Genomic DNA, 21406 nt, shown 5'->3' with positions numbered 1-21406 from the left:
CTTACCCAACAAAACCTCGTAACTAGTGAGTCTTTTACTCATCTTTTGTAAGTAATGTGCGAATTGCGATGATTAATCAATCTCTGTTGTTATTACGCAGGCAACGCAGATTGCCTACAAAAACTAATAACAATTTTTAATCATTTCAAATGACGGAGAAAGCATGGCCCTAGACGAATTGAAGAGCGGCGTAAGCGCCGTACCGGTAGCTGGCGAAATCCTTGCCGGCGCATTGGACACCTTTGCTGGCGCATTGCCAGCCGCCCCCGAACTACCTGGCATGGACGCCATTCCTGGTTTGGACGCATTGCCCATTCCAACAGACGGCCTGCCTGGCCTGGACTCACTGACAGGCTTGCTTGACGGTGGTCTGCCCACACCCCCAGCCGGCATCCCCGGCTTGGACTCAATTCCTGGCCTGGATTCAATTCCCGGTTTGGACGCCATTCCCGGCCTGGATATGCTGCCAGCCAGCCCAGACGCAATCACAGACCTGCTGGCCGGCGGCCTGCCAGAAGCACCAGCAATTCCCGGCCTGGATGCCATTCCTGGTTTGGACGCGCTACCAGTACCAACCGATGGAGCCCCCAGCCTGGACACGTTGACTGATTTGCTGGCTGGCGGTTTGCCAGACGCACCTTCCCTACCCGGTGCACCAGCATTGCCTGGCCTTGACGCAATTCCTGGTCTGGACGCATTGCCCATTCCAACCGACGGCCTGCCTGGCCTGGACTCCTTGACCGACCTGCTCGGTGGTGGCTTGCCCAGCTTGCCAGGTGGTGACACCGGTGGTGGCCTACCTTCCAGCCCGATCAGTTTTGAAGATGGCACACTGACGTTGGCCCTGCCAGAAGGCCTGCCAATTTCGGCATCCGCCAGCATCAGCGGCTTGGAAGTTCCCGAAGCAGGTTTGCCCCTGCCCGCCTGATTCAGTGGTTTTGGCCAGCCTTCGGGCTGGCTTTTTATTGCCGTCCTTCTTTTAATTCCAGCGCCCTGTTGTACACAGTATTCTTGGCGAATCCCGTGGCCTTCACCACCACCGCCACCGCAGTTTTCAAAGGCAATTCGGCCATCAACAGTTTCAGCCAAGTGTCCAAATCTGCACTGGCCTGAGCAATTTCAGCCGCCTGACCAGAAACCGGGTTTGCCGCGATTACCCACGCCCACTCACCACGCTCGGCATTCGAGTCTTGCCGCACCTGTTCAAACACCGACTCACCGCTGCCGCGGTAAAAGGTTTCAAATTGCTTGGTCAACTCACGGCCAGCGCACATGTCGCGCCCCCCCATGTCCAAGCCTTCAAGATCATCCACCAATTGGAGCACGCGATGGGGTGCTTCAAAAATAATCTGTGGTTCGGGGCAAGCCAGCCATTGTTTCAAATCATCCAGTCGGTTCTTGCCTTTTGCGGGCAAGAAGCCACGAAAGGTAAAGTGGCCATCCACAAGCCCGCTGGCAGCAATCACTGCCAACACGCTGCTGGCGCCTGGCACCGGCACCACCGTAAAACCGGCCTCGGCCACACAGCGAACCACCACCGCACCGGGATCCGACACAGCCGGGGTGCCTGCATCGCTCACCAAAGCCACCGATTCGCCCCGCTGCAAACAGGCCAAAACGCCCTGTGCGCTCTCGCGTTCATTGTGGGCGTGGTGAGCCATCAGCGGCTTCCGGATCCCCAGGGAATCCAGCATGCGGGCCGTGTTGCGGGTGTCTTCAGCTGCAATGCGATCCACCTGCTCCAATACGGCGCGGGCCCGAAGGCTTAAATCACCCATATTGCCGATGGGGGTTGCCACCACATAGAGGGAAGGTTCACGCCCCGTTCCTGAACTCGCGTCAGAATTCACAGCATCCTTCACCCCATTTTCTTCACCGGCATTCTGCATGGCGTTCAAATCCAAATCCAAAGTTCCTGAATTGTCCGGCATTCCATGGGCTGGGCGCAAATGCCGATCACCAAAAGCCAAAATTCCATGGCTTGCAGCCAAAGAAAAACCTGAGGCGATCAAAACCACACCGCCCACGCGCAAACTTGCCTTGCTCGAGGCAGGGCAACTGGCGGAAACCCAGGCACTCCGCATGCTGGAACAGAACGGATTAACGCTGGTAAGCAGAAACCACCGTTGCCGATGCGGCGAAATCGATTTGATCATGGCGCAAGACCACACCGCTGTCATTGTCGAGGTTCGCCTTCGCAGCAACAACAGCCATGGCAGCGCTCTAGAGAGTATTTCCACCCACAAACAGGCGCGAATTTCCCGATGCGCAAAGTTGTGGTGGGTTCAGCAGGGTCAACGCAAGTTCACGCACCTGCGTTTTGATGTGGTCGCACTGGAAAACGGCGACGAACCCAAATGGGTTCAAAATGCGTGGCAAATCAGCAACTAAACCCGAAGCAAACCGGTATGCCATGCAAATCGCCTGCAACGGGGTCACCTATAATAGAAGGCTCGAGATAACTGCCAGAAGGCCTGCCGCCATGGACTTGATCACACGCATTACCCAACAATTTGACGAAAGCATTGCCGCAAAACAAGCCGCCACCGAAGAACTGGTCGGGCCAATTTCCGAGGCAGTCGAGCTGATGGTGAATGCACTCACCAACGGCGGCAAGGTACTGGCCTGTGGCAATGGTGGTTCCGCGGGCGACTGTCAGCACTTCGCGGCCGAACTGGTGGGCCGTTTTGAGCGTGAACGCCCAGGTTTGGCAGCGATTGCCCTGACCACCGACTCCTCGGCACTGACTGCAATCGGCAACGATTACAGTTTCAATGAAATTTTCTCGAAACAGGTTGCTGCCATTGGCCAGCCTGGTGATGTGTTGCTGGCCATTTCGACCAGCGGCAATTCGAAAAACGTTCAGTTGGCCATTGAGGCCGCCCACGCCCGCGACATGACCATTGTTGCACTCACCGGCAAAGGCGGCGGTCAAATGGTGCAGCAGTTGAAGCAAGGCGATGTGCATGTGTGCGTGCCACACAACCGCACCGCCCGAATTCAGGAAATACATTTGTTGGCGATCCATTGCATTTGCGATGGCATCGACCTGAGTCTACTTGGAGAAGAAGAAAATGAGTCGTAACACCCGGTTTTTTATCCGCACACGTTCTTCCGCCATTAGCGCCATCTTGGTGACATCACTGGCAGCACCCCTGTTGGGCGGTTGCTTCGCGGGCGCCGTCGCAGGTATTACCGCTGGCTCGCTGGCTGCAGCAGACCGCCGCACCGTGGGCACACAGGTCGAGGATCGCACCCTTCAGGTAAAAGCTGAAAGCGCCATCCGAGAAAGTTTTGGTGAAAATGTGCATGTGAATGCGACAGTGTACAACCGCCAAATTCTGCTGACTGGTGAAGCCCCCGATGAAACCACAGTGCGCAACATAGAAGCCCGCGTTACCACCTTGCCCAACATTCGCTTGGTCGTGAACGACATCCGGGTTGGCTTCAAAAGCTCATTGTCCGCGCGCTCCAACGATGTGTTCATTACTGGCAAGGTCAAGGCGTCTTTGCTCGACGCCCAAGACATCTTCGCCAACTCCTTCAAAGTAAGCACTGAAGCAGGCGTGGTGTACCTGATGGGTCTGGTCACCGAGCGTGAGGCCAATCGCGCCGCATCCATCGCCGCAGGTGTTCCAGGCGTGGTGAAAGTGGTCAAAGTGCTCGAATTGATTTCCGAGGCTGAACTTTCTCGCTTGTCTGCCACTCCAAATAACGGAAATGCACCCGTGGAAAACGGTCCGCGTTAATCAGCAACCCTGAAAAAACGAGCAATGTTCAAGAAAATTCTTTCTCTGCTATCAACCCTTGCAGTGGTCAGCGTGCTGGCCGCCTGCGGGGGCGACAACGCGCCGCAGGTCAGTTACGTGACCATCGAAGGCAAAACCATTGCCCCTGCTGATTACCAAGGCCAGGTCATGCTGGTGAATTTTTGGGCGACCAGCTGCACCACTTGTGTGAAAGAAATGCCGGACATTGTTGACACCTACAACAAGTACAAAGACCAAGGCTTCAAAACAATTGCCGTGGCGATGAGCTATGACCGCCCCGACTATGTGGTGAATTTCGCAGAAACGCGCAAGTTGCCATTTGATGTTGCACTCGACGTGAACGGCAAGATTGCCAAGGCTTTTCACGACGTAAAAATTACGCCCACCACCTACGTGATCAACCGCAAGGGCCAAATTATCAAGACCTATGTGGGCGAACCTGATTTCGCGGCCTTGCATGCATTAATTGAAAAATCACTGGCCGAAAAAGTTTAACCGGCCCACCTATTCCTCACCCCATTTAAAGTCATCCATCACGCGGCGGTCTCTTTTCGTGGGTCGCGCCTTGATTTCCAGTGCAGGGTCTTTTATCAACTTGCGGTTTGCCGCGCGCTCAGCGCGCTTTTTGGCACTGTCCATGGTTTCCTCGTAAAGGCCTTGAGCAATGGTGGCACTGCCCCGCTTGTCGCCCAAGCCTTTCACCACCAGCACCATGTCGTCCCAACCCACTGGCACGGTGAGCACGTCACCCACCTGCACGCCATAAGCTGGCTTTACACGCTCATCGTTGCATTTCACCTTGCCACCCTCCACCACCTCGGTGGCCAGCGAACGGGTTTTGAAAAAACGGGCAGCCCACAACCATTTGTCAATTCGCACCTTGGCTCCCGGCGCTGAAAAGTCGGTTTTGCCATTGGGCGTTTTTGCGGGTTCAGGGCTTCTGTTTTTACTGCGACTCAAAGTAACTCCATCGAAATTATGCCCGGCGACGGCATTGGTCAGGAAATTATGCCCTTAATTCGCCCCGTTCTTGGCCAAATACCAGCCAGTGTGAGTGGGGCGAAGTGCCATTTCGATAACAAAGCTGGGCTGCAAGGTACCCGCCACTGCCGTGCCGGTACTCAAGGTGAACACAGTTGGGTCAAACGACTCCACCTTCAGGTTCTTGAAGTGGTTCAACATGTGGGCGTCTTTCAGGCTGGCCTCGAACCGGGCAGACACGGCATCTTCCTGCCCAAACGGTTTGTTCTGAATGTAATCCACTGTTTTTTCAACCCAGAGCCGGCCAAAGCACAAGGCCTCGTTGTCACCTTGCGGCCCTTGCCTGAAGTGCACGCCTTCCAGCTTCTTCAGGCCACTTGAGGGCATGATCACCCAGCGGCCATCGCGGGTTTGAAAAATATCCAGCAAACCCGACAAATCCCAAGCCTTCACCTCACGGGCCACCGCACTGTTGGCTGGCACCTGGTCGCGTGCATACTGCTCAATCGCTTCCGGACTGGGCAAACGGGCGCACAAGGCACCATGGCTCAATATAAAGGTTTCAGCCCTTGCACCCTTGAGCAAATTGTCTTCATTCAAATTGGTACGCGGGTTACAAGCCACCAACAAACCCGCCAGCAAGGCCAGGGTAATCCAGTTAAAAACAGGGCGGATCATTTTAAGGTTCCTTTTTCACTTGCTACCATTGTGAACTTTTGTGCCGCAGGTGAAACCTCAAAAAAAGCGGGAAAGGCCCACCTATTTGCGCGCATGCCCCAAAGCACGGGGCGGGGAATAACCCAGTTGCTGCGCCCGCGCCTCGGCCTGAGCAGCCAACAGGGGCTGCGCCACTTCACGGTAGTACAGGGCCAACTCGTAGCTGGCAATGCCATTGCCCAACCCACCGGCGTACTGTAACCAACCCAGGTAACGCAATTGCGCCTGCCCGCCACCCAACCCGCGGTACAAGCGGGCAATTCGGGCAGCCGCGTCTTTGTCGCCACGCGCAGCCCGGTTCAAATCTGCATTGCCGTCCGCTTGTTGCGAGGTGGGCAAAGGCTCAGGCAACACAAAACTGGTTTTGAACAGTTTCACCTCTTTGTGGCGCAACACGGTGAGCGCCTGCAACGCACCCACCTGATAAACCAGGACAGATCGGGCCTGAATGCTGTCCGGGTAAGTTTCCAGAAAAGACTTGCACAGCCGAAGCAGATCGACAGGCCACTGTGTGGCTTGAATGGCCTGCCAAGCGGCCTCCTCTTCGGGCAACATGCGCGGTGCCACTGGCCCACCGGACACTGCAGAAGCCACCATTAATGGAACTTGCACGCGGACATTGTCGGCAATAAACGGTTTTTGAGCCAAACGCCGAATTGCGGCAAGCGGATGCGTCAGCATGGTGGTTTCTACTTCCTCTTTCACCATTCGAAACAAGTCATTGAATGTAATATGCCCTGCCGATTCGCGAAGCAACTTCACCAAAGCTGCCGTGTAAAACGTGTTCTGGTCCGCACTGGCCGGCGACACCGCAGGCTTGCCTGCGCCTGTTGAAAAACACACCAGGCTGCCCACAGAGGCCTCAACCTGATTCAAACCCTCGCCATCGCCCAGTGCGTTGCGCAGATCAGTTCTGCAAGCATCGATCACAGTGATGTTCAATGCCTCGGGCTTGGGTGGCAAAGCGGCCAGCAATTTTTGTTGCAACACCAGTGAGCGCGCCAGCAAATCACGGCGCGGTGCAGTGGGGTTGGCCCCTGAACCCAGCAGCAAATTGTTGGAATCCACCTGCAAACCGTGGCCTGCGTAATAAAACAAAGTAACCGCGTCCGCAGGCGCTTGCGCCACCCGTTTCACAAACTCGTTCACTGTAATTTGCAGGCTGTTTTCATCCAGGTTCATGGCCTGAGTGACATCAAACCCCCGATAAGCCAAAGCCTCGCCAAGGTCCATCACATTTTTGTGAATGGGTGGCAAATCATGCGGAACCGGGTAGTCACCATTGCCGATCAACAAAGCAAGCCGGTGTGTGTAAGGCGCAGCGGGGGTTGCAGCCTGTGCTGATTGCCACCGAACAACAAATGGCGCAGCCGACAACACACCCGCCAAACCCAACAAGGTTTGCAGTGCGCTTCGCCGCCCCGGTGAATGTTTCAAATTATTCGTAGTGATAAATGAATTCCTGGCCATCTGTACTGATACTCAATGTGGTCACCGGTTTGCCCTGCAAAGTGGCCTGCAACAACTGGCGGCTCACCGTGGGCAGCAAGGTGTTGCTTAAAATAGTGCCCACCATGCGCCCGCCCGAATCAGCCTCGTTACAGCGCATCACAATGCGATCGATGACCGAGTCATCAATATGAACAGCCATTCGGTGCGTACTGGCAATGCGTTGCTGGATTCGGTTCAACTGCAAGCGAACAATGTCGGCGAGTATCGCGCTGGAAAGCGGGTAATACGGCACCACGTCGAGTCGCCCTAGCAAAGCCGGTGGAAACACTTGCAACATGGGTGCCCGCAAAGCTTGAACGAGTTCCTCGGGTGCGGGCATTTTTTCGGTGCTCAAACCCGCTTTGCAAAGTGCCATTAATTCCCGGGTTCCCACATTGGTGGTCAGCAAGATCAGCGTATTGCGAAAATCAATTCGGCGCCCTTCTCCGTCTTCCATCCAGCCTTTGTCAAACACCTGAAAAAACAGTTCATGGACATCGGGGTGGGCTTTCTCGACTTCATCCAGCAACACCACGCTATAAGGTTTACGGCGTACAGCCTCGGTCAACACGCCGCCTTCCCCATACCCCACATAACCGGGTGGTGCACCTTTCAGTGAAGACACTGTGTGTGCTTCCTGATATTCGCTCATGTTGATGGTGATTACGTTGTGCTCCCCACCATACAAATTCTCGGCCAGTGCCAATGCGGTTTCAGTTTTTCCCACACCCGATGTGCCCGCCAACATGAACACGCCCACTGGTTTGTTGGGATCATCGAGGCCAGCGCGATTCGTTTGAATACGGCGTGCAATGGTGTCCAGCGCATGGGGCTGACCCACAATTCGTGCTCCCAAACCGTGGGCCAGGTTCAATACATTTTCAATTTCGTTGCGCACCATGCGCCCCACGGGAATGCCAGTCCAGTCTGCCACCACACCGGCCACACACTGCGCATCCACCTGCGGGTGAATCATCGGCTTCTCGCCCTGCAAGGTTTTGATTTCGCATTCGAGCAATTTCAACTTCGCAAGCGTGGCCTGCGTGGGCTCGGCGTTTAAGTCACTGGCCTTTTCCATTTCAAGGCGCAAGTTTTGGAGCGCAGTCAAAATCTGTTTTTCATTGGCCCATTGCGCCTTCAACTGCTCAAGTTCAACAGCCAGCGTTGTCTGGTTCGCCTCAATTTCAGCCAGACGAATGGAATGCTCTTGTCCAAAAACCGATTCCTTGTTGATGGCTGCGCATTCAATCTGCAAGGCCTGTAATTTATTCTGAATCAACTCAATGGGTGCAGGTATGGCATGCTGCGAAACAGCCACCCGTGCGCAGGCGGTGTCAAGAAGACTGATCGCCTTGTCCGGCAATTGCCTTGCAGGAATGTAGCGATGCGACAACCTGACGGCGGCCTGCACTGCTTCATCCAGCAGAAAAACGCCGTGGTGAGCCTGCATGGCTTGAGCCAGCCCGCGCAGCATGTCAATGCCCTTGGCCTCGGAGGGTTCTTCGACTTGCACCACCTGAAAACGACGAGTGAGCGCCGGGTCTTTCTCGATGTACTTTTTGTACTCCGCCCAGGTGGTCGCACCAATGGTTCTTAATGTGCCGCGCGCCAACGCGGGTTTGAGCAAATTGGCAGCGTCGCCCGTTCCCTGATTACCGCCCGCCCCCACCAGTGTGTGCACTTCATCAATAAACAAAATGGTGCTTTGCTCGCTGGCCTGTATTTCGTCAATCACTTGGCGGAGTCGCTGCTCAAACTCGCCTTTCATGGATGCGCCAGCCTGCAACAAACCCAAGTCGAGGGTCAACACGCGCACCCCTTGCAAGGCAGGTGGAACCTCACCGGCCACCACTTGCAGGGCAAACCCTTCCACCACCGCTGTTTTACCCACCCCTGCTTCCCCGGTAATCAGCGGATTGTTTTGCCGTCGGCGAAGAAGAATGTCAATGATTTGCCGCACTTCGAGTTCGCGCCCACACACCGGGTCAATTTCACCATTGCGCGCCTTCCCGGTGAGATCAACGGTGTAACGGGCCAAGGCCTCTTCGCCGCCAAGCTGGGCGGCATGCATGGCCCCGCTGGCTTCGCCGGGTACTGCACCCTGCGGCAAGTCGACATTCAACAGTGCCTGCTCGGCAGAATGCTCAACAAGGTGTGCAAAGTTTTCGCTGAGTACAGCCTCTGGAATTTCTTTGAAGCGGGGTGAAATTCTCAGCAATTCTGGCAACAAAAAATCGGTTTTCAACAAAGCAAGCAGCACATGGCCTGTGCGCACCTTCTGTGCCCCATACAGAAGCGATGCGTACACCCAGGCCCGTTCCACTGCATTGGTAATTGATTCCGAGAGATCGGAAATACCTTGTGCACCGCCGGGCTGGCGCTCGAGGGCACGCTGAACATCGGCCAGTACCATGCCCACGTCCAACTCAAAATGACGAAGAATGTGGTGCCAGTCGCTGTCATCCTGATGAAGAATTTGAGCCACCCAATGCGTCAGTTGAACGTACGGATTGCCGCGAAGTTTGCAAAGCACTGTTGCACCTTCAACCGATTTGAAGGCGATGGGATTTAGTTTGGCAAACAGCGACACACGGCTGATGTTGCTCATGTAGAACTCCGGAACAAAGAAGAATGAGAGGGAACTGCAGGGCACTTCACGCGAACGGTTGCCGGTTGCTGTTTGCGCAGGTGGATCTGCATTTGACCAAGCCATGCGGTGCGGCCTAGTTGTGCCCCGCCGTTCAGGCGAGCGCGTGGAATTTGGTCTGGATTCACTTGAAGCTCGAACTCACAATCGAACTCCAGCCCCAGGTAAGCATGGCTTGCCTGTATCAGGCGCATGCGGCCTTCGGTGGCTGGCAGCCATTGCGTGTAAGCGCTATACGCCATAGGGCCTATATCAATTTTGATCTTGCTTTGGGCACACCTTACCTTGCTGCCCAACATGGCGCCGTGCCCAAGCGCCAGGGCACCCGCCTGCACAGGCAATTGCAGCCACTGCGCTTGAAACGGAACAATGCGCACAGGCAAACCAGTCAAGGCATACAAGCTGCGGGCCAAACCTTCCTGGGTTTTGGTGCGCCGGGTAAAATGCCCCGCCAACCCTGCACGGAAATGGGTGGGCAAAGCCTCCCGGCCCCAGCTGCTTGACACGCCATGCCCAAGTAAACAGTTGAGGTGCTGCGCAAAAGGATTGAAAGTACTTCGGTGATACGCAATGTGCGGCTGCGACTCAGCCCACGCCCTGTAAAAAAGCAGATAGGCCCGGTGGTGAAAAATATCCAGAAACTCGGAGAACGTGGGGTCATTGCACTGATGAATACGTGTGTACGCATGCTCTGTGAAATGCAGGGGCAAAGCGCCGTTGGGGCCCAGTAAACCAAAGTTTTGAACAAACAGCTTCCGCACTGCCCCCAGGCGCCCGGCCTGAATGGTTTCCTCTCGCTTGAAGTCTTGCGTGGCAAAATCAAGGAAAGGGCGCTGGCCCAGACGCACGGGGTCGTCGCGCAGGCGCAATGATTTTCCCAGCAGCGGTTTGCCACAATTGGCATGCTCAATTTGCCGCAACAAGGCAAAGAAATTGGGCGCGGGAGGAATGGGCGTGTTCATGCGCTGAAGCCAGACTACAGCAAGGGCCGGTTGCCCGACCTGGCCGGAAAATCAAACATTGCCCCTGTGCTTTGCAAACGCACCCGGGTTTGTACAAATGAGTTCACCGACACATGGGCTGCAAGGTAGAAGGCCAGCACGCTGCCCAATACCAAGACCCCACTGCCCTGTAGGGCGAGTTCATCGAGTGTCAACGTGACTTGCAGGCCACGCACCACTGCCGGCCTTCCCTGACGGACAACACGCGATACCGTTGGCTGCGATTCAACCGCCACAATGGCGCGGGCGATGTGCTGGTGAGCTTGCTGCGCCGGGTCTGCATGCAAGGCCAGCAACTGGGTCAACGCCAGTGCTTCCTGATCAACCAGGCCAAGGTAATTCAAAGACAGGTGCTCAATTAATTGCCAGCAACTTTGCCCGCCGTACATGGCTGTTTTCGGTCGACTGGGGCCACGTAAAAATCGAATGGACTGTACCGGCAAATTTCCAGGCCAAACCAGATCAGTGGGACCTTGCCCAACCGGCATCAACAATGGCAAATCACGATTGGTGCACAAAGCCTGTACGGCGAGTTGGTCAAGGCCATGTGTTTGGACCAGTTCTCCGGTGGGCAAGGTGAGGCCCAGGTACACATCGCTGCCTGAGTAAGAGGAACGACCGCCCTCCCGTACCTGTTTCTCAGACAGCAGGGTGGGCGCACGCCGATGCATATATCGGGGTGAATCGCGGTGAGCAAGCGCGGCACTGCTCAAATTGGCGTGTAGGGGCGGCACTTCCTGCACCTTGTTGTGTCCGTACCCTTGCACACTCAATACCGAGTGCACTTCAAAGTCGTGAGGCTTGCTTCGATTGGGCTGTACATGCACTTCATGCACACGTTCGTCGAGCAGCACCCTGTCACAACTTTGCTCGAACAGATTGACCACAGGCGTGCAGTTCAAGACCAGTGAATCGACATCGACTGCCCGGTCAAGCTCGGTATTCACATTGTTAAAGCAAAAGGTCAGCTCGAAGGTTGACTGTTCGCACGTGGCCAAAAAACGGCTTAAACCCTGAACCCGAAAAAACAGGAAACGGGCTGGAAAAGCAAAAAACTCCTGCAGCAAACGCATGCCGCTGAACTGGTTTGAATCTGCAGGCAACAAGGCTTGAGACTCATCAAAGCCCATTGCTTTGATACAGGTGGCAGGCAGCCACTGCCAATTACTTTGCGCAGGCGTGCGTAGACCAACCGACACGGTTTGATAGCACAGCCTTTCAAACAAGGTGTACGCATATTCATCGCCACAACTGACATGAAAGTCGAGTTCGTCCAAAGGCAAACCGGAAAGTGCGGATTGTGTGCAATGCGTCAGGGTGACCTGTAATGCCGACCGTGTATGCACGCCGCCTGCCATTTTCGGCGCGGGCCCTTTCAAAGGGCCATGTTCAATTGCCTTGACCACCAAAGGCCACAAGGTGACCGTATGGCCAACCCTGAATTTGCAGGGTGTTTGAATGCCTTTGGCCACCTGGCTTTGCAACACCGTACCCGCTTTAAGTTCAATGCCTTTCTTCAAGGCAATATCACCGTGGTTTGGTGTGAGCTGAACCACACCCATGGCAGGCACCGGCGCGAGAAAATTGGGGCTGATGCGGTTTAACAATTGCTCGGTGAAGCGCGGGAATTCTTCGTTCAACCGAAGTTGCACTCGGGCGGTCAGGAATGCAAACCCCTCAAGCAGCCTTTCTACATACGGGTCTTGAACCTCGGTCGAATCCATCGCAAGGCGCGAGGCGATTTTTGGAAAGCGCGCAGCAAACTCAGCCCCTGTGTCGCGCACATGGGCAAGTTCCTGGGTATAAAACTGAAGTAAGCGCGGGTCCATAGTGCGTTGATACTCGCTGTTCAAAAACCGGACAGCGGCAATAACAAAACCTTGCCCGTTTCAAGGTCAACCTCGGTGCGAAGCATTAACTCAATGGGATAAGGCTGAGCCCACAACAAACCTGAAATTCGCAAACCAATGACGTTGTGCAAATGCATTAAACCTTGTTGGGTTTCTGCGGTGACTTTTAATGAATGACCGTCAATTCGAGGTTCGAATCGCCGGATGAGATTGGCCACGGTGTGTTCGAAATCTCTCACGTCGATCATGGACGCGATTTTCCCGGCAACCGGGGGCATGCCATAGGCCAGCACCGATTCATTCAATCGCGAATGGTGTGCAAGGCTTTCACTGTCGAGTACACGAGTGGCATTCAATAACTGCTCAAGATCGCGCAGCACAAGCTGGCGCAGTGCTTCTTTGGTAATGAATCGACTGTTGGCGGACTCCGTTTCACTTGTGGGTTCATCGTCCTGAAGACGATCCAGCAAAGCGGGCTGCAATGCGTCTCGGGACTTACTCATACACGTCAATGTAAGTGCAGGCACCTGCTTTTAAATTGGCTGCGGACTTGGGGGTGTACAACACCTCGATTTCCTTGAAGGCGATCGAGAATGATTCGCTGACCTGGCGACCATCGCTTGCACTGCCTGCAATTTCATAGTCGCAAATACGTGCTTTGCGCAAGGTAATGCGCAAGTAGTCAATGGTTGCAAGACCACCGGGGTCGCGACAAGTGAGCACCACTTTGCTTAGCAATTCTGCGGACTTCAAAGCGCTCATGATTGCCGTGGTGGAACTGTCAATCGACTTTTGTATGTTCAATGTTCGCACCGAGGCTTTGGATGCCAGTTGCGACGACGAATGGACTTGTTGGGACATGCCCCAAGACCAAGCTGAAATTTCTATTTCACCCACATGACCACTGACCTGGCTTTCCCCCTGGACAGCCCCTTGGCGGGAACCGTCCAGGGCCAGGAACATATCGACTTTCGACATTGTGTTTCCTGGCTTTCCGATTACTTCTCGGAGTTGGTTGCGATATTGAATGTGGCTTCAACCTTGCCTTCTGGGCCACCGTCTTTTTTCTGGGGCACATACACGTAACTGAACTCGGCAAAGTTCAGGGTCACGGTTTCTGTCAAACGGTCTTCTCCGCCAGAGCCACCTTGACTGACGTTGGAGATAATGACGTCTTTCATAGTCAAGACCACATATTCCAATGGCTTTTCACCCGCCTTGCGCACAGTCAACACCGCTTCGTCAAAGTGCTTGCCATTGCAACATGCCTTGATCAGGTTTGGCGTGGACTTGTCGATGTACTTGGTGATGCTGATGTCTTGTACGCTAACTTTGCCCGCGCCACCGCCACGACCCACATGCGTTGTACCTGATTGGGACATGCCCCAGCTCCAGGCAGCAATGTCAATTTCCTTGGCGTGCACGCTGTCTACGGATTCGCCATCTACACCCTTGATTTTCAAAAACATGTCTACTGACATTTGATTCCCTCTGTAATTGGTTGATTAATAATTCAAGTTTTTAAGACGCTTTGGCGGATGGCAACTTGCTGACCAAACGCAAAGACACGGTGAGGCCCTCTAGCTGGTAGTGCGGGCGCAAATAGAATCGGGAGGCATACATGCCGGGGTTGCCTTCGATTTCTTCAACAACCACTTCGGCTGCAGCAAGCGGGCGAGACGCTTTGACCGCCTCGGACGAATTGGCGGGATCGCCATCGACGTACTGCATGATCCAGTCTTGCAACCAGCGCTGCATGTCTGCACGTTCCTTGAACGAGCCCACCTTGTCGCGCACGATGCATTTCAGGTAGTGCGCGAAGCGACAGGTGGCAAACAGGTAGGGCAGGCGCGCAGCCAGCTTGGCATTGGCTGTTGCGTCCGGGTCTTCGTACTCGGCTGGTTTGTGCAAAGACTGCGCACCAATAAAGGCGGCCAAATCGCTGTTCTTTTTGTGAATCAGGGGCAAGAAACCGCTTTTGCTGAGTTCGGCTTCGCGGCGGTCCGAGATTGCAATTTCAGTTGGACACTTCATGTCCACACCGCCATCGTCAGTGGGGAATGTGTGTGTTGGTAGATTGGGCACTGCGCCGCCCGATTCAATGCCACGAATACGAGAGCACCAGCCATATTCCTTGAATGAACGGTTGATGTTCACTGCCATTGCATAGGCAGAGTTCGCCCAGGTGTAGCGGCTGTGATCGGCCAGGCCGGTGTCTTCCTCGAAAGCGAATTCGTCAACCGGATTGGTTTTTGCACCGTAGGGTTGACGGGCCAAAAAGCGTGGCATGCTAAGGCCCAGGTATTTTGAATCGTCGGCATCGCGCAGGCTGCGCCATGCTGCGTAGTCGGGCGTTGAGAAAATCTTGGTGAGGTCGCGCGGGTTGGCCAGTTCTTGCCAGGAGTCCATTTGCAAAGTGGCAGGCGATACCGCAGACAAAAAGGGTGCGTGTGCGGACGCGCTGATTTTTGACAACTCGCCCAACATTTCAACATCGGGTGGCGAATGGTCAAAGTAGTAGTCGCCAATCAGGCAACCGTAAGGCTCGCCGCCAAACTGACCGTATTCATGTTCGTAGATTTTCTTGAACACCGGACTTTGATCCCAAGCCACCCCCTTGTAACGTTTCAAGGTTTTGGCCAACTCGGTTTTAGACACGTTCATGAAACGGATTTTCAGAAACTCGTCGGTTTCGGTGTTGTTAACCAGGTAATTCAGGCCACGCCAGGCACTTTCCATTTGCTGAAAGTCTGCGTGATGAATGATTTCATTGATTTGAACGGAGAGCTTTTGATCAATGGCGGCAATCATTCGTTCGATGGAGTCGACCACATCGTTGCCCACCAACTCGACGCCCTCGATCGCTTGCTGCGCCAGGGTAAGTACCGCTGACTCCACTTCTGACTTGGCTTCGTCGGTTTTCGGTTTGAATTCCTTTTGCAGGAGAAACGAGAGTTCGCTGCCCTCGAGTTCGATCACATCGAGCGCACGGTTTTGCAATTGTTCAGACATGATTACTCACCTTGGGTAGGGGTTGACAGGCTTTTCAGCAAGGCCGGGTCAGCAAGCAGCTTGGCCAACAGTTCTTCAGCGCCGTTTTTGCCGTCCATGTAGGTCAGGAGATTGGACAGTTGCTGACGCGCCTCGAGCAATTTGCGAAGGGGCTCTACCTTGCGGGCAATGGCAGCTGGACTGAAGTCGTCCATGGACTCGAATGTGATGTCGACTGCCACATTGCCTTCACCGGTTAAGTGGTTGGCCGCGTGAAAGGCGACGCGCGGCTTGATGCTTTTCATGCGGGCATCGAAGTTGTCCACGTCCACTTCGAGGAAGTCGCGCTCGGCGACAGGCGCCAGTGGCACTTCGGATTTGCCGGACAGGTCGGACATGACCCCCATGACAAAGGGCAACTGGACTTTTTTTTGTGAACCGTACACTTCAACGTCATATTCGATTTGCACGCGGGGTGCACGATTGCGCCCTACAAATTTTTGTCCGCTCATTGGTTTATCTCGCAAGTAAGAAGAATGGTTAAATGCAGGGCGACTTTAAGCATCTTCCTGCTCGAGAGAATCGGGATTGACTCCCATGATTTTTGCCACCTCGGCCAGGGCTTCCGGTGCAAGGTCTTTCATCAACTGCATGAAGTTTTTATCGATCAGGCGGCGCGCCCTTTTTAAAAGGAGCTGTGCCGGGTTGGTGGGCTCGGCCTGCTCAAGGTAAGTACACACCTGATCAATGGCTGCCAAAGCCTGCGCACGGGATTGAATACCCGCCTGCGCCACCTGGCGACCCGGCTCACTTGACTCGCACAAAGCACTGAGTGGTGTGGGCTCGGAGTTTTGTTCCATTTCAGGCTCAGGCGCAGGGTCAGGCAGGCAGGACAACACATGGGTCAGCAGGCGCTTGAACTCTTGAAGTTGAGGCAAGCGGTCGGAATCCACATACAAAGCCAAAGCAGCCAGAATTTTTTTCAAGGCGGCCTGGCTGCCAAGCAACACGGCACGCAGCACCTCTGAATTACTTTCCGGTGAACGAAAAAATTGCTCGATTTGTTCTCGCGAGACAGGCACCTCAGTACCCGGTGAGTTGCCTGTCAGCGCTTCGAAATCTTTCAGGCGAACATCGCCGATTCGCGGATTTCGCACCACCACGCTGTTGCGCAACGATTGAAAGAATGAACCGCCAAACCCCAAGCTCTCGATGACATTGATTCGTGCATAGGGGTCACCTTCCTCAAGCGGCGGGTTGACTGCAAGCCATGCGCTGTCGAGCAGGTGGGCCAGTGCATTTAAACCGACAGGCAAAGTTTGCAAACCGTGGAGGTTCAAGCGCGACTCTGCCCACAACACCACCAAACGCAGATCTCGACTGCGTTCGAGCAATTGTTGTGTGCCGCTTTCTACGGCGCTCCAGTCAGGTGGCGTGGCAGGTTCAAATTGGGTTTCAGGCTTGCCACGAGCCACTTGTTGCAGTTCAAGAAAAGCATTGTCGTATTCAAGATTGGGGCCGCAATCGCCTTGTGAAAAAGGTGAGGCCCACGACGGCAGCTGCAACGCTTCTGGTTCGGTGGATGCTGTCGAGAGTGATGAGAAATGTAAAGCTGACACGTTGCGCTGAGGCCCTAATGGTAAAACCATGCGGGACTCTAGCAACGGAAGTTGAAGTTGGCGATTGGTCTAACCTGACAGCAATCACCACATCGGGTTAGAGAGGGATGGGTGTTAACCCACCTTGCGACTTAGCTCGCGCAGCAACACCCATTCTTCGGCAGAACTGGGATGAACTGCGATGGTCCGATCAAAATCGGCTTTGGTGGCACCCATGGTGTAAAGCACACCGAGCAGTTGAATCATCTCGGGCGAGTCATCGCCCAGCATGTGAATGCCGACCACACGATCGCTTGCATCGTCAACAAGCAGCTTCATGTAGGTTTTCTGTTCGCCGCCCGAGAACTTGGTTTTCATGGGCGTGAATTCAGTTTCATACACGCGGGTTGGTGCTCGCTTGGCGGCCTGTTCTTCGGTTAAACCCACGCTGCCAATGGGTGGCGAGGTGAAGGTGGCTGTGGGCACACTGGTGTGGTCAACAGTGAGATTTTTCCCGTTGAATTCATTTTCTGCCAAGGCGCGCCCCTCAGCAATTGCGACCGGTGTAAGGTTAACGCGGTTGGTGACATCGCCCACCGCATACACACCCTTGATACCGGTTTGACTGTACTTGTTGACTTCGATTTCACTGGCAGGGCCGGTGCGCAGGCCAATATTCTCAAGCCCCATACCTTGTGTGTTGGGGCTGCGGCCAGTGGCGTTCAAAACGAAATCAAACGCATGGGTATTTGCCGCAGTTTGAAGTTCGAAGGTGCTGCCTTGTTGATTCAATGATTTGAAATCGGTGTCGGGATAAAGCGCAATGCCCTGCAGTTTCATCGCTGTGACCAAACGACTGCGAATGCCTTCATCGAACCCACGCAAGGGCAAATCGCCGCGATAAAACACGGACACTTCAGAACCGAGACCACGCAAGATACAGGCGAATTCGAGCGCAATATAACCCGCACCAATTACGCCGACGCGTTTGGGTAAGGTTGAAAGATCCAGCAATTCGTTGGAGGTTGCCGCCAGTTCAAGACCCGGAAAAGCGCTGCGGTTGGGTGCTGCGCCACTGGCAATCAAAATACGTTGCGTGTTCAAAGTTCGGTCGCCCACCTGTACTTCGGTGGTGGACTTGATGACACCGTGTCCGCGAATGGTTTCCACACCACTGTTTTCAAGCATGCGGGCATAAATGCCCTCAAGCCGGTCAATTTCCTTGCCCTTGGCTTCTTGCCACTGGGCCATGGAAAATTCGGCTTGGGTGACTTGCCAACCCGGCTGCAAACCTTCGCGCAGGGTTTGTCCAAATTGCGCGGCATACATCATGAGTTTTTTAGGCACACAACCACGAATGACACACGTACCACCCAGGCGGCTGGATTCAATGAGCGCCACTTTGGCACCATAACTGGCGGCACGGCGGGCGCTGGCGACTCCGCCTGAACCACCGCCGATGACGACAAGATCGTAAGGTGTGTTGGGTGTACTCATTGAACTCTCCTTGGGTGCTGCGTTGGAGGTTTATTGTACCGCGAGGAAGTTGCCGAGGACTTAAGAGCTAAACTTGAAGGGTCACTGTTGCGGTTATTTGCCTACTCGGCGTGGGTTACTCGTGCCGCACTGAAAACCGCTTGATCCCTCTTTGAATTTATTCTTGCTCACCGAGCTCGGCAAAAGGGCGGGCCGAGTCTCGGTGTCGGCTTGAAGCCGAACGCTGCGACTAAACTCAAACGGGGCGGTTTTCTTGAAGTGCGTCCCAAGCAATCCCACTGCCGAGTTGGCTTAAACCCCCCGTGCGCGACCACTTGCAAGTTCAGCGCTAAGTCACCGCTGGGTTCAACGCCCAATCGGCGGCGGTGTTTCGATCGCCTCGCCTTCAAGAAAACCTGCCCTTGCGGTGCCGAGCAGGGCCGGTGTCGCCCGGCATGGGCGACAGAGAACGCGTCCGACCCGCTTTTTAGGAGGGTCGTTCTCAGGCATCGAAAGGCTCAGCAAGGGAGTTACAGGTTTTCAGGCGAGAGATTGAAATACGCGCCGAGTGGGCTGTTAAAGAGCAGCGCATTTTCGAAACTTAAGCTGATTGAGCCAAACAAACCAGCCGCTGAGTAAGCTTAAATTAGCCCAACCGCCACGCATGGTACTTACCCAGCCACAGCAGCACTTTCTCCGGTGCATGCGCACGCTTCCACTCGCCGGCCGCGTACTTGTTGGCTTCCGCCAGTGTGGGGTAGGTGTGTATGGTGCCCAGAATTTTGTTCAAGCCCAAACCATGTTTCATGGCCAGCACAAACTCGGCGAGCAAATCGCCAGCATGTACACCTGCAATGGTCACGCCCAGAATTTTGTCTTTGCCAGGCACGGTCAGTACCTTCACCACGCCGTGCGCTTCGCTGTCGGCAATGGCGCGGTCGAGATCATCAATGCCATAACGTGTCACCTCAAAAGCAACGCCCTGCTCTTTGGCATCCTGTTCATTCAAACCCACACGAGCTACTTCAGGATCAGTAAAAGTGGTCCATGGAATCACCGAGTAATCGGCCTTGAATTTTTTAAGGTGACCAAACAAGGCATTCACTGATGCGTACCAGGCTTGGTGCGCAGCCACATGCGTGAACTGGTAAGGACCCGCCACATCGCCTGCCGCGAAAATATTCGGGTACAAAGTTTCAAGGTATTCGTTGGTGACCACAGTGCGGTTGGTTTCAATGCCCAGTTTTTCAAGGCCATAGCCAGTCAGGCGCGCTTTGCGGCCCACGGCACAAATCACATCATCAAACTCGATTTCAACGGTGTTGCCGTTGTGTTCAGTCACCAATACTTTTTGCTCGCCACGACGCTCGAATCGAACCGCTTTGTGTTGGGTCAGAATGTTTACACCGTCGGCACGCATGCTGTTTGCGGCCATTTCAGAAATTTCAGGGTCTTCGCGCATCATGATTCGATCAGCCAGTTCAACCTGGGTAACCTGCGAGCCCAAGCGGGCAAAAGCCTGGGCCAGTTCGCTGCCAATTGGGCCACCGCCCAGTACCACCAAGCGCTTGGGTAGTTCATCGCGTTTGGCGAATTCGTCCCACAAGGTGTCGCTGGTCAGGTAACCGCTGGTTTCAATTCCGGGCAAAGGTGGCACCACGGGCTGGGCGCCTGCGGCAATCACAATGCTGCGGGCGGTCAAACGGCTGGTCTCACCGCTGTTGTGTTTGATTTCTACGGTCCAGGGATCAATCAGTGTTGCATAGCCTTGCACCACATCCACGCCCAAGCCGGTGTAGCGTTCAACGCTGTCGTGCGGTTCAATGGCTTTGATAATGTCGTGCACGCGAGCCATAACCGCCTTGAAGCTGAAGCTGGGCGTTGCTGCATGCAAACCGTATTTGTCGGCATGGCGCATTTGGTGAGCCAGTTTGGCACTTTTAATAATGGCTTTGGAAGGCACGCAACCAAAGTTCAGGCAGTCGCCGCCCATTTTGTGGGCCTCTACCAGCGTGACTTTGGCCTTCACTGCGGCGGCAATATACGAGCTGACCAAGCCAGCAGCACCTGCACCAATCACCACCATGTTGCGGTCGAACCTGGCAGGCTTTGTCCACTTGGCGTACACCTTGCGGGCCTTGATTTTGTCGGTGATCTTTTTCGCGATTAGCGGGAATATGCCCAACAACACGAATGAAAGAATGAGGCCCGGCGAAAGAATGCCTGCGAGGCTGTCAATTTTTGCAAGCTCAGTGCCTGCATTTACGTACACCACGGTACCAGCCAACATGCCAAGCTGGCTGACCCAGAAGAAGGTGAAGGCCTTCATGCTGGTCAGCCCCATGAGCAAATTGATCAGGAAAAACGGGAACACGGGCACCAGGCGCAAGGTGAAAAGATAAAACGCGCCTTCTCGCTCAACGCCCTGATTAATCGCTTTCAGGCGGTTGCCAAACTTGGCCTGCACTGAATCACGCAGCAGGTAACGCGCACCGACGAAGGCCAGCGTTGCACCAATGGTGGAGGCGAAAGAAACCAGTATCAAACCCTGCAGCAAACCAAACAAAGCGCCTGCCGCCAATGTCATGACCGCAGCACCGGGAATTGAAAAGGCGGTAACAATGACATACGCTGCGAAAAACACGCCTGCAACCAGCCAGGGCGATTCGGTCTGAAATTCGCGGAACTGTTCCAGGCGACCTTTCAGGCTGTCGAGGGTTAAGAGGCTGTGCAAGTCGAAAGCAAACACGGCCACGACAGCTGCAACGATTAGCAGCAGAACAATTTTTTTCATTTCAATTCCTTGGTTTTTCTACGCAGTGTGTTGCCAATCATGCATGGTCTGGGCAACTTGTACAGATAGTTTCGGCGAGTCGTACAAAAA

Annotated in this window: 20 protein-coding genes; 5 read left to right on the top strand and 15 right to left on the bottom strand. The window is 54.5% G+C overall.

Annotated features, from left to right (window positions below; all coding sequences use genetic code 11):
* Positions 1-163: 163 nt before the first annotated feature.
* On the top strand, positions 164-928 hold the full coding sequence (locus tag FRIGORI9N_RS00570) for a hypothetical protein (protein ID WP_159567978.1): 765 nt from the start codon (positions 164-166) through the stop codon (positions 926-928).
* A gap of 34 nt (positions 929-962) precedes the next feature.
* On the opposite strand, the gene rsmI is transcribed toward FRIGORI9N_RS00570, so the two are convergent.
* Positions 963-1904, bottom strand: a complete 942-nt coding sequence (rsmI, locus tag FRIGORI9N_RS00565; protein WP_159567977.1) for a 16S rRNA (cytidine(1402)-2'-O)-methyltransferase — start codon at positions 1902-1904, stop codon at positions 963-965.
* Between rsmI and FRIGORI9N_RS00560 the strand changes: the two genes are divergently transcribed.
* The 4 genes from FRIGORI9N_RS00560 (at position 1888) to FRIGORI9N_RS00545 (ending at position 4265) form a co-directional block, all read left to right on the top strand.
* Positions 1888-2391, top strand: coding sequence for a YraN family protein (locus tag FRIGORI9N_RS00560; protein ID WP_159567976.1), 504 nt, complete (start codon positions 1888-1890; stop codon positions 2389-2391). The two genes, rsmI and FRIGORI9N_RS00560, sit on opposite strands and share 17 nt — an antisense overlap.
* 91 nt (positions 2392-2482) lie before the next feature.
* Positions 2483-3085 carry a phosphoheptose isomerase gene (locus FRIGORI9N_RS00555; RefSeq protein ID WP_159567975.1) on the top strand — a complete coding sequence of 201 codons (603 nt, stop codon included), beginning with the start codon at positions 2483-2485 and terminating at the stop codon, positions 3083-3085.
* The gene (locus tag FRIGORI9N_RS00550; protein ID WP_159567974.1) at positions 3075-3749 is read left to right on the top strand and encodes a BON domain-containing protein; all 675 of its coding nucleotides are present in this window, start codon (positions 3075-3077) and stop codon (positions 3747-3749) included. The genes FRIGORI9N_RS00555 and FRIGORI9N_RS00550 overlap by 11 nt, the downstream gene beginning before the upstream one ends.
* 24 nt (positions 3750-3773) lie before the next feature.
* Entirely contained in the window at positions 3774-4265 is a 492-nt protein-coding gene (locus FRIGORI9N_RS00545; protein ID WP_159567973.1) for a peroxiredoxin, read from the top strand.
* A 9-nt stretch (positions 4266-4274) separates the two neighbouring features.
* Here the strand turns inward: FRIGORI9N_RS00545 and FRIGORI9N_RS00540 are convergent, their stop codons facing one another.
* The 14 genes from FRIGORI9N_RS00540 to FRIGORI9N_RS00475 all read right to left on the bottom strand — a co-directional run bounded on the left by FRIGORI9N_RS00540 (position 4275) and on the right by FRIGORI9N_RS00475 (position 21316).
* A complete protein-coding gene (locus tag FRIGORI9N_RS00540) occupies positions 4275-4730 on the bottom strand; it encodes an RNA-binding S4 domain-containing protein (RefSeq protein WP_159567972.1) in 456 nt (151 codons plus the stop codon).
* Between the two features lie 54 nt (positions 4731-4784).
* The gene (locus FRIGORI9N_RS00535) at positions 4785-5429 is read right to left on the bottom strand and encodes a hypothetical protein (protein ID WP_159567971.1); all 645 of its coding nucleotides are present in this window, start codon (positions 5427-5429) and stop codon (positions 4785-4787) included.
* A gap of 81 nt (positions 5430-5510) precedes the next feature.
* Positions 5511-6905, bottom strand: a complete 1395-nt coding sequence (locus FRIGORI9N_RS00530; protein ID WP_159567970.1) for a caspase family protein — start codon at positions 6903-6905, stop codon at positions 5511-5513.
* 1 nt (position 6906) lies between these two features.
* The gene (gene tssH / locus FRIGORI9N_RS00525; protein ID WP_159567969.1) at positions 6907-9567 is read right to left on the bottom strand and encodes a type VI secretion system ATPase TssH; all 2661 of its coding nucleotides are present in this window, start codon (positions 9565-9567) and stop codon (positions 6907-6909) included.
* Positions 9564-10568, bottom strand: coding sequence for a type VI secretion system baseplate subunit TssG (tssG, locus tag FRIGORI9N_RS00520; protein ID WP_159567968.1), 1005 nt, complete (start codon positions 10566-10568; stop codon positions 9564-9566). Before tssG ends, tssH begins: the two co-directional genes overlap by 4 nt.
* Before the next feature lie 14 nt (positions 10569-10582).
* Complete coding sequence (gene tssF / locus FRIGORI9N_RS00515) at positions 10583-12436, bottom strand: type VI secretion system baseplate subunit TssF (protein WP_159567967.1); 1854 nt, start codon at positions 12434-12436, stop codon at positions 10583-10585.
* Between the two features lie 20 nt (positions 12437-12456).
* On the bottom strand, positions 12457-12960 hold the full coding sequence (gene tssE, locus FRIGORI9N_RS00510; RefSeq protein ID WP_201301380.1) for a type VI secretion system baseplate subunit TssE: 504 nt from the start codon (positions 12958-12960) through the stop codon (positions 12457-12459).
* Positions 12953-13435 carry a type VI secretion system tube protein Hcp gene (locus FRIGORI9N_RS00505; protein WP_159567966.1) on the bottom strand — a complete coding sequence of 161 codons (483 nt, stop codon included), beginning with the start codon at positions 13433-13435 and terminating at the stop codon, positions 12953-12955. The genes tssE and FRIGORI9N_RS00505 overlap by 8 nt, the downstream gene beginning before the upstream one ends.
* A 20-nt stretch (positions 13436-13455) precedes the next feature.
* Positions 13456-13938, bottom strand: coding sequence for a type VI secretion system tube protein Hcp (locus FRIGORI9N_RS00500; protein WP_159567965.1), 483 nt, complete (start codon positions 13936-13938; stop codon positions 13456-13458).
* Positions 13939-13978: 40 nt separating this feature from the next.
* Positions 13979-15469: a type VI secretion system contractile sheath large subunit gene (gene tssC / locus FRIGORI9N_RS00495; RefSeq protein WP_159567964.1), complete on the bottom strand. Its 1491-nt coding sequence runs from the start codon at positions 15467-15469 to the stop codon at positions 13979-13981.
* 2 nt (positions 15470-15471) lie between these two features.
* Positions 15472-15960, bottom strand: coding sequence for a type VI secretion system contractile sheath small subunit (gene tssB / locus FRIGORI9N_RS00490; protein ID WP_159567963.1), 489 nt, complete (start codon positions 15958-15960; stop codon positions 15472-15474).
* Positions 15961-16005: 45 nt separating this feature from the next.
* A complete protein-coding gene (locus FRIGORI9N_RS00485; RefSeq protein WP_159567962.1) occupies positions 16006-17097 on the bottom strand; it encodes an ImpA family type VI secretion system protein in 1092 nt (363 codons plus the stop codon).
* 84 nt (positions 17098-17181) lie between these two features.
* Positions 17182-18543, bottom strand: coding sequence for a glutathione-disulfide reductase (gene gorA, locus FRIGORI9N_RS00480; RefSeq protein ID WP_159567961.1), 1362 nt, complete (start codon positions 18541-18543; stop codon positions 17182-17184).
* Between the two features lie 625 nt (positions 18544-19168).
* Positions 19169-21316, bottom strand: a complete 2148-nt coding sequence (locus FRIGORI9N_RS00475; RefSeq protein WP_159567960.1) for an FAD-dependent oxidoreductase — start codon at positions 21314-21316, stop codon at positions 19169-19171.
* Positions 21317-21406: the final 90 nt, after the last annotated feature.

This window comes from Limnobacter sp. 130, from assembly GCF_902506325.1.
Taxonomy (GTDB): Bacteria; Pseudomonadota; Gammaproteobacteria; order Burkholderiales; family Burkholderiaceae_B; genus Limnobacter.
Note: the sequence above shows the minus strand (reverse complement) of the source record. Positions and strands in the feature narration are given on the sequence as shown.

Bases quoted from the DNA above. Each gene is read 5' to 3' on its own strand.
- FRIGORI9N_RS00570 (WP_159567978.1), top strand. From the start codon at position 164: ATGGCCCTAGACGAATTGAAGAGCGGCGTAAGCGCCGTACCGGTAGCT.
- FRIGORI9N_RS00560 (WP_159567976.1), top strand. From the start codon at position 1,888: ATGGCGTTCAAATCCAAATCCAAAGTTCCTGAATTGTCCGGCATTCCA.
- FRIGORI9N_RS00555 (WP_159567975.1), top strand. From the start codon at position 2,483: ATGGACTTGATCACACGCATTACCCAACAATTTGACGAAAGCATTGCC.
- FRIGORI9N_RS00550 (WP_159567974.1), top strand. From the start codon at position 3,075: ATGAGTCGTAACACCCGGTTTTTTATCCGCACACGTTCTTCCGCCATT.
- FRIGORI9N_RS00545 (WP_159567973.1), top strand. From the start codon at position 3,774: ATGTTCAAGAAAATTCTTTCTCTGCTATCAACCCTTGCAGTGGTCAGC.
- FRIGORI9N_RS00535 (WP_159567971.1), bottom strand. From the start codon at position 5,429: ATGATCCGCCCTGTTTTTAACTGGATTACCCTGGCCTTGCTGGCGGGT.
- tssH (WP_159567969.1), bottom strand. From the start codon at position 9,567: ATGAGCAACATCAGCCGTGTGTCGCTGTTTGCCAAACTAAATCCCATC.
- tssG (WP_159567968.1), bottom strand. From the start codon at position 10,568: ATGAACACGCCCATTCCTCCCGCGCCCAATTTCTTTGCCTTGTTGCGG.
- tssF (WP_159567967.1), bottom strand. From the start codon at position 12,436: ATGGACCCGCGCTTACTTCAGTTTTATACCCAGGAACTTGCCCATGTG.
- tssE (WP_201301380.1), bottom strand. From the start codon at position 12,960: ATGAGTAAGTCCCGAGACGCATTGCAGCCCGCTTTGCTGGATCGTCTT.
- FRIGORI9N_RS00505 (WP_159567966.1), bottom strand. From the start codon at position 13,435: ATGTCGAAAGTCGATATGTTCCTGGCCCTGGACGGTTCCCGCCAAGGG.
- FRIGORI9N_RS00500 (WP_159567965.1), bottom strand. From the start codon at position 13,938: ATGTCAGTAGACATGTTTTTGAAAATCAAGGGTGTAGATGGCGAATCC.
- tssC (WP_159567964.1), bottom strand. From the start codon at position 15,469: ATGTCTGAACAATTGCAAAACCGTGCGCTCGATGTGATCGAACTCGAG.
- tssB (WP_159567963.1), bottom strand. From the start codon at position 15,960: ATGAGCGGACAAAAATTTGTAGGGCGCAATCGTGCACCCCGCGTGCAA.
- FRIGORI9N_RS00485 (WP_159567962.1), bottom strand. From the start codon at position 17,097: ATGGTTTTACCATTAGGGCCTCAGCGCAACGTGTCAGCTTTACATTTC.
- gorA (WP_159567961.1), bottom strand. From the start codon at position 18,543: ATGAGTACACCCAACACACCTTACGATCTTGTCGTCATCGGCGGTGGT.
- FRIGORI9N_RS00475 (WP_159567960.1), bottom strand. From the start codon at position 21,316: ATGAAAAAAATTGTTCTGCTGCTAATCGTTGCAGCTGTCGTGGCCGTG.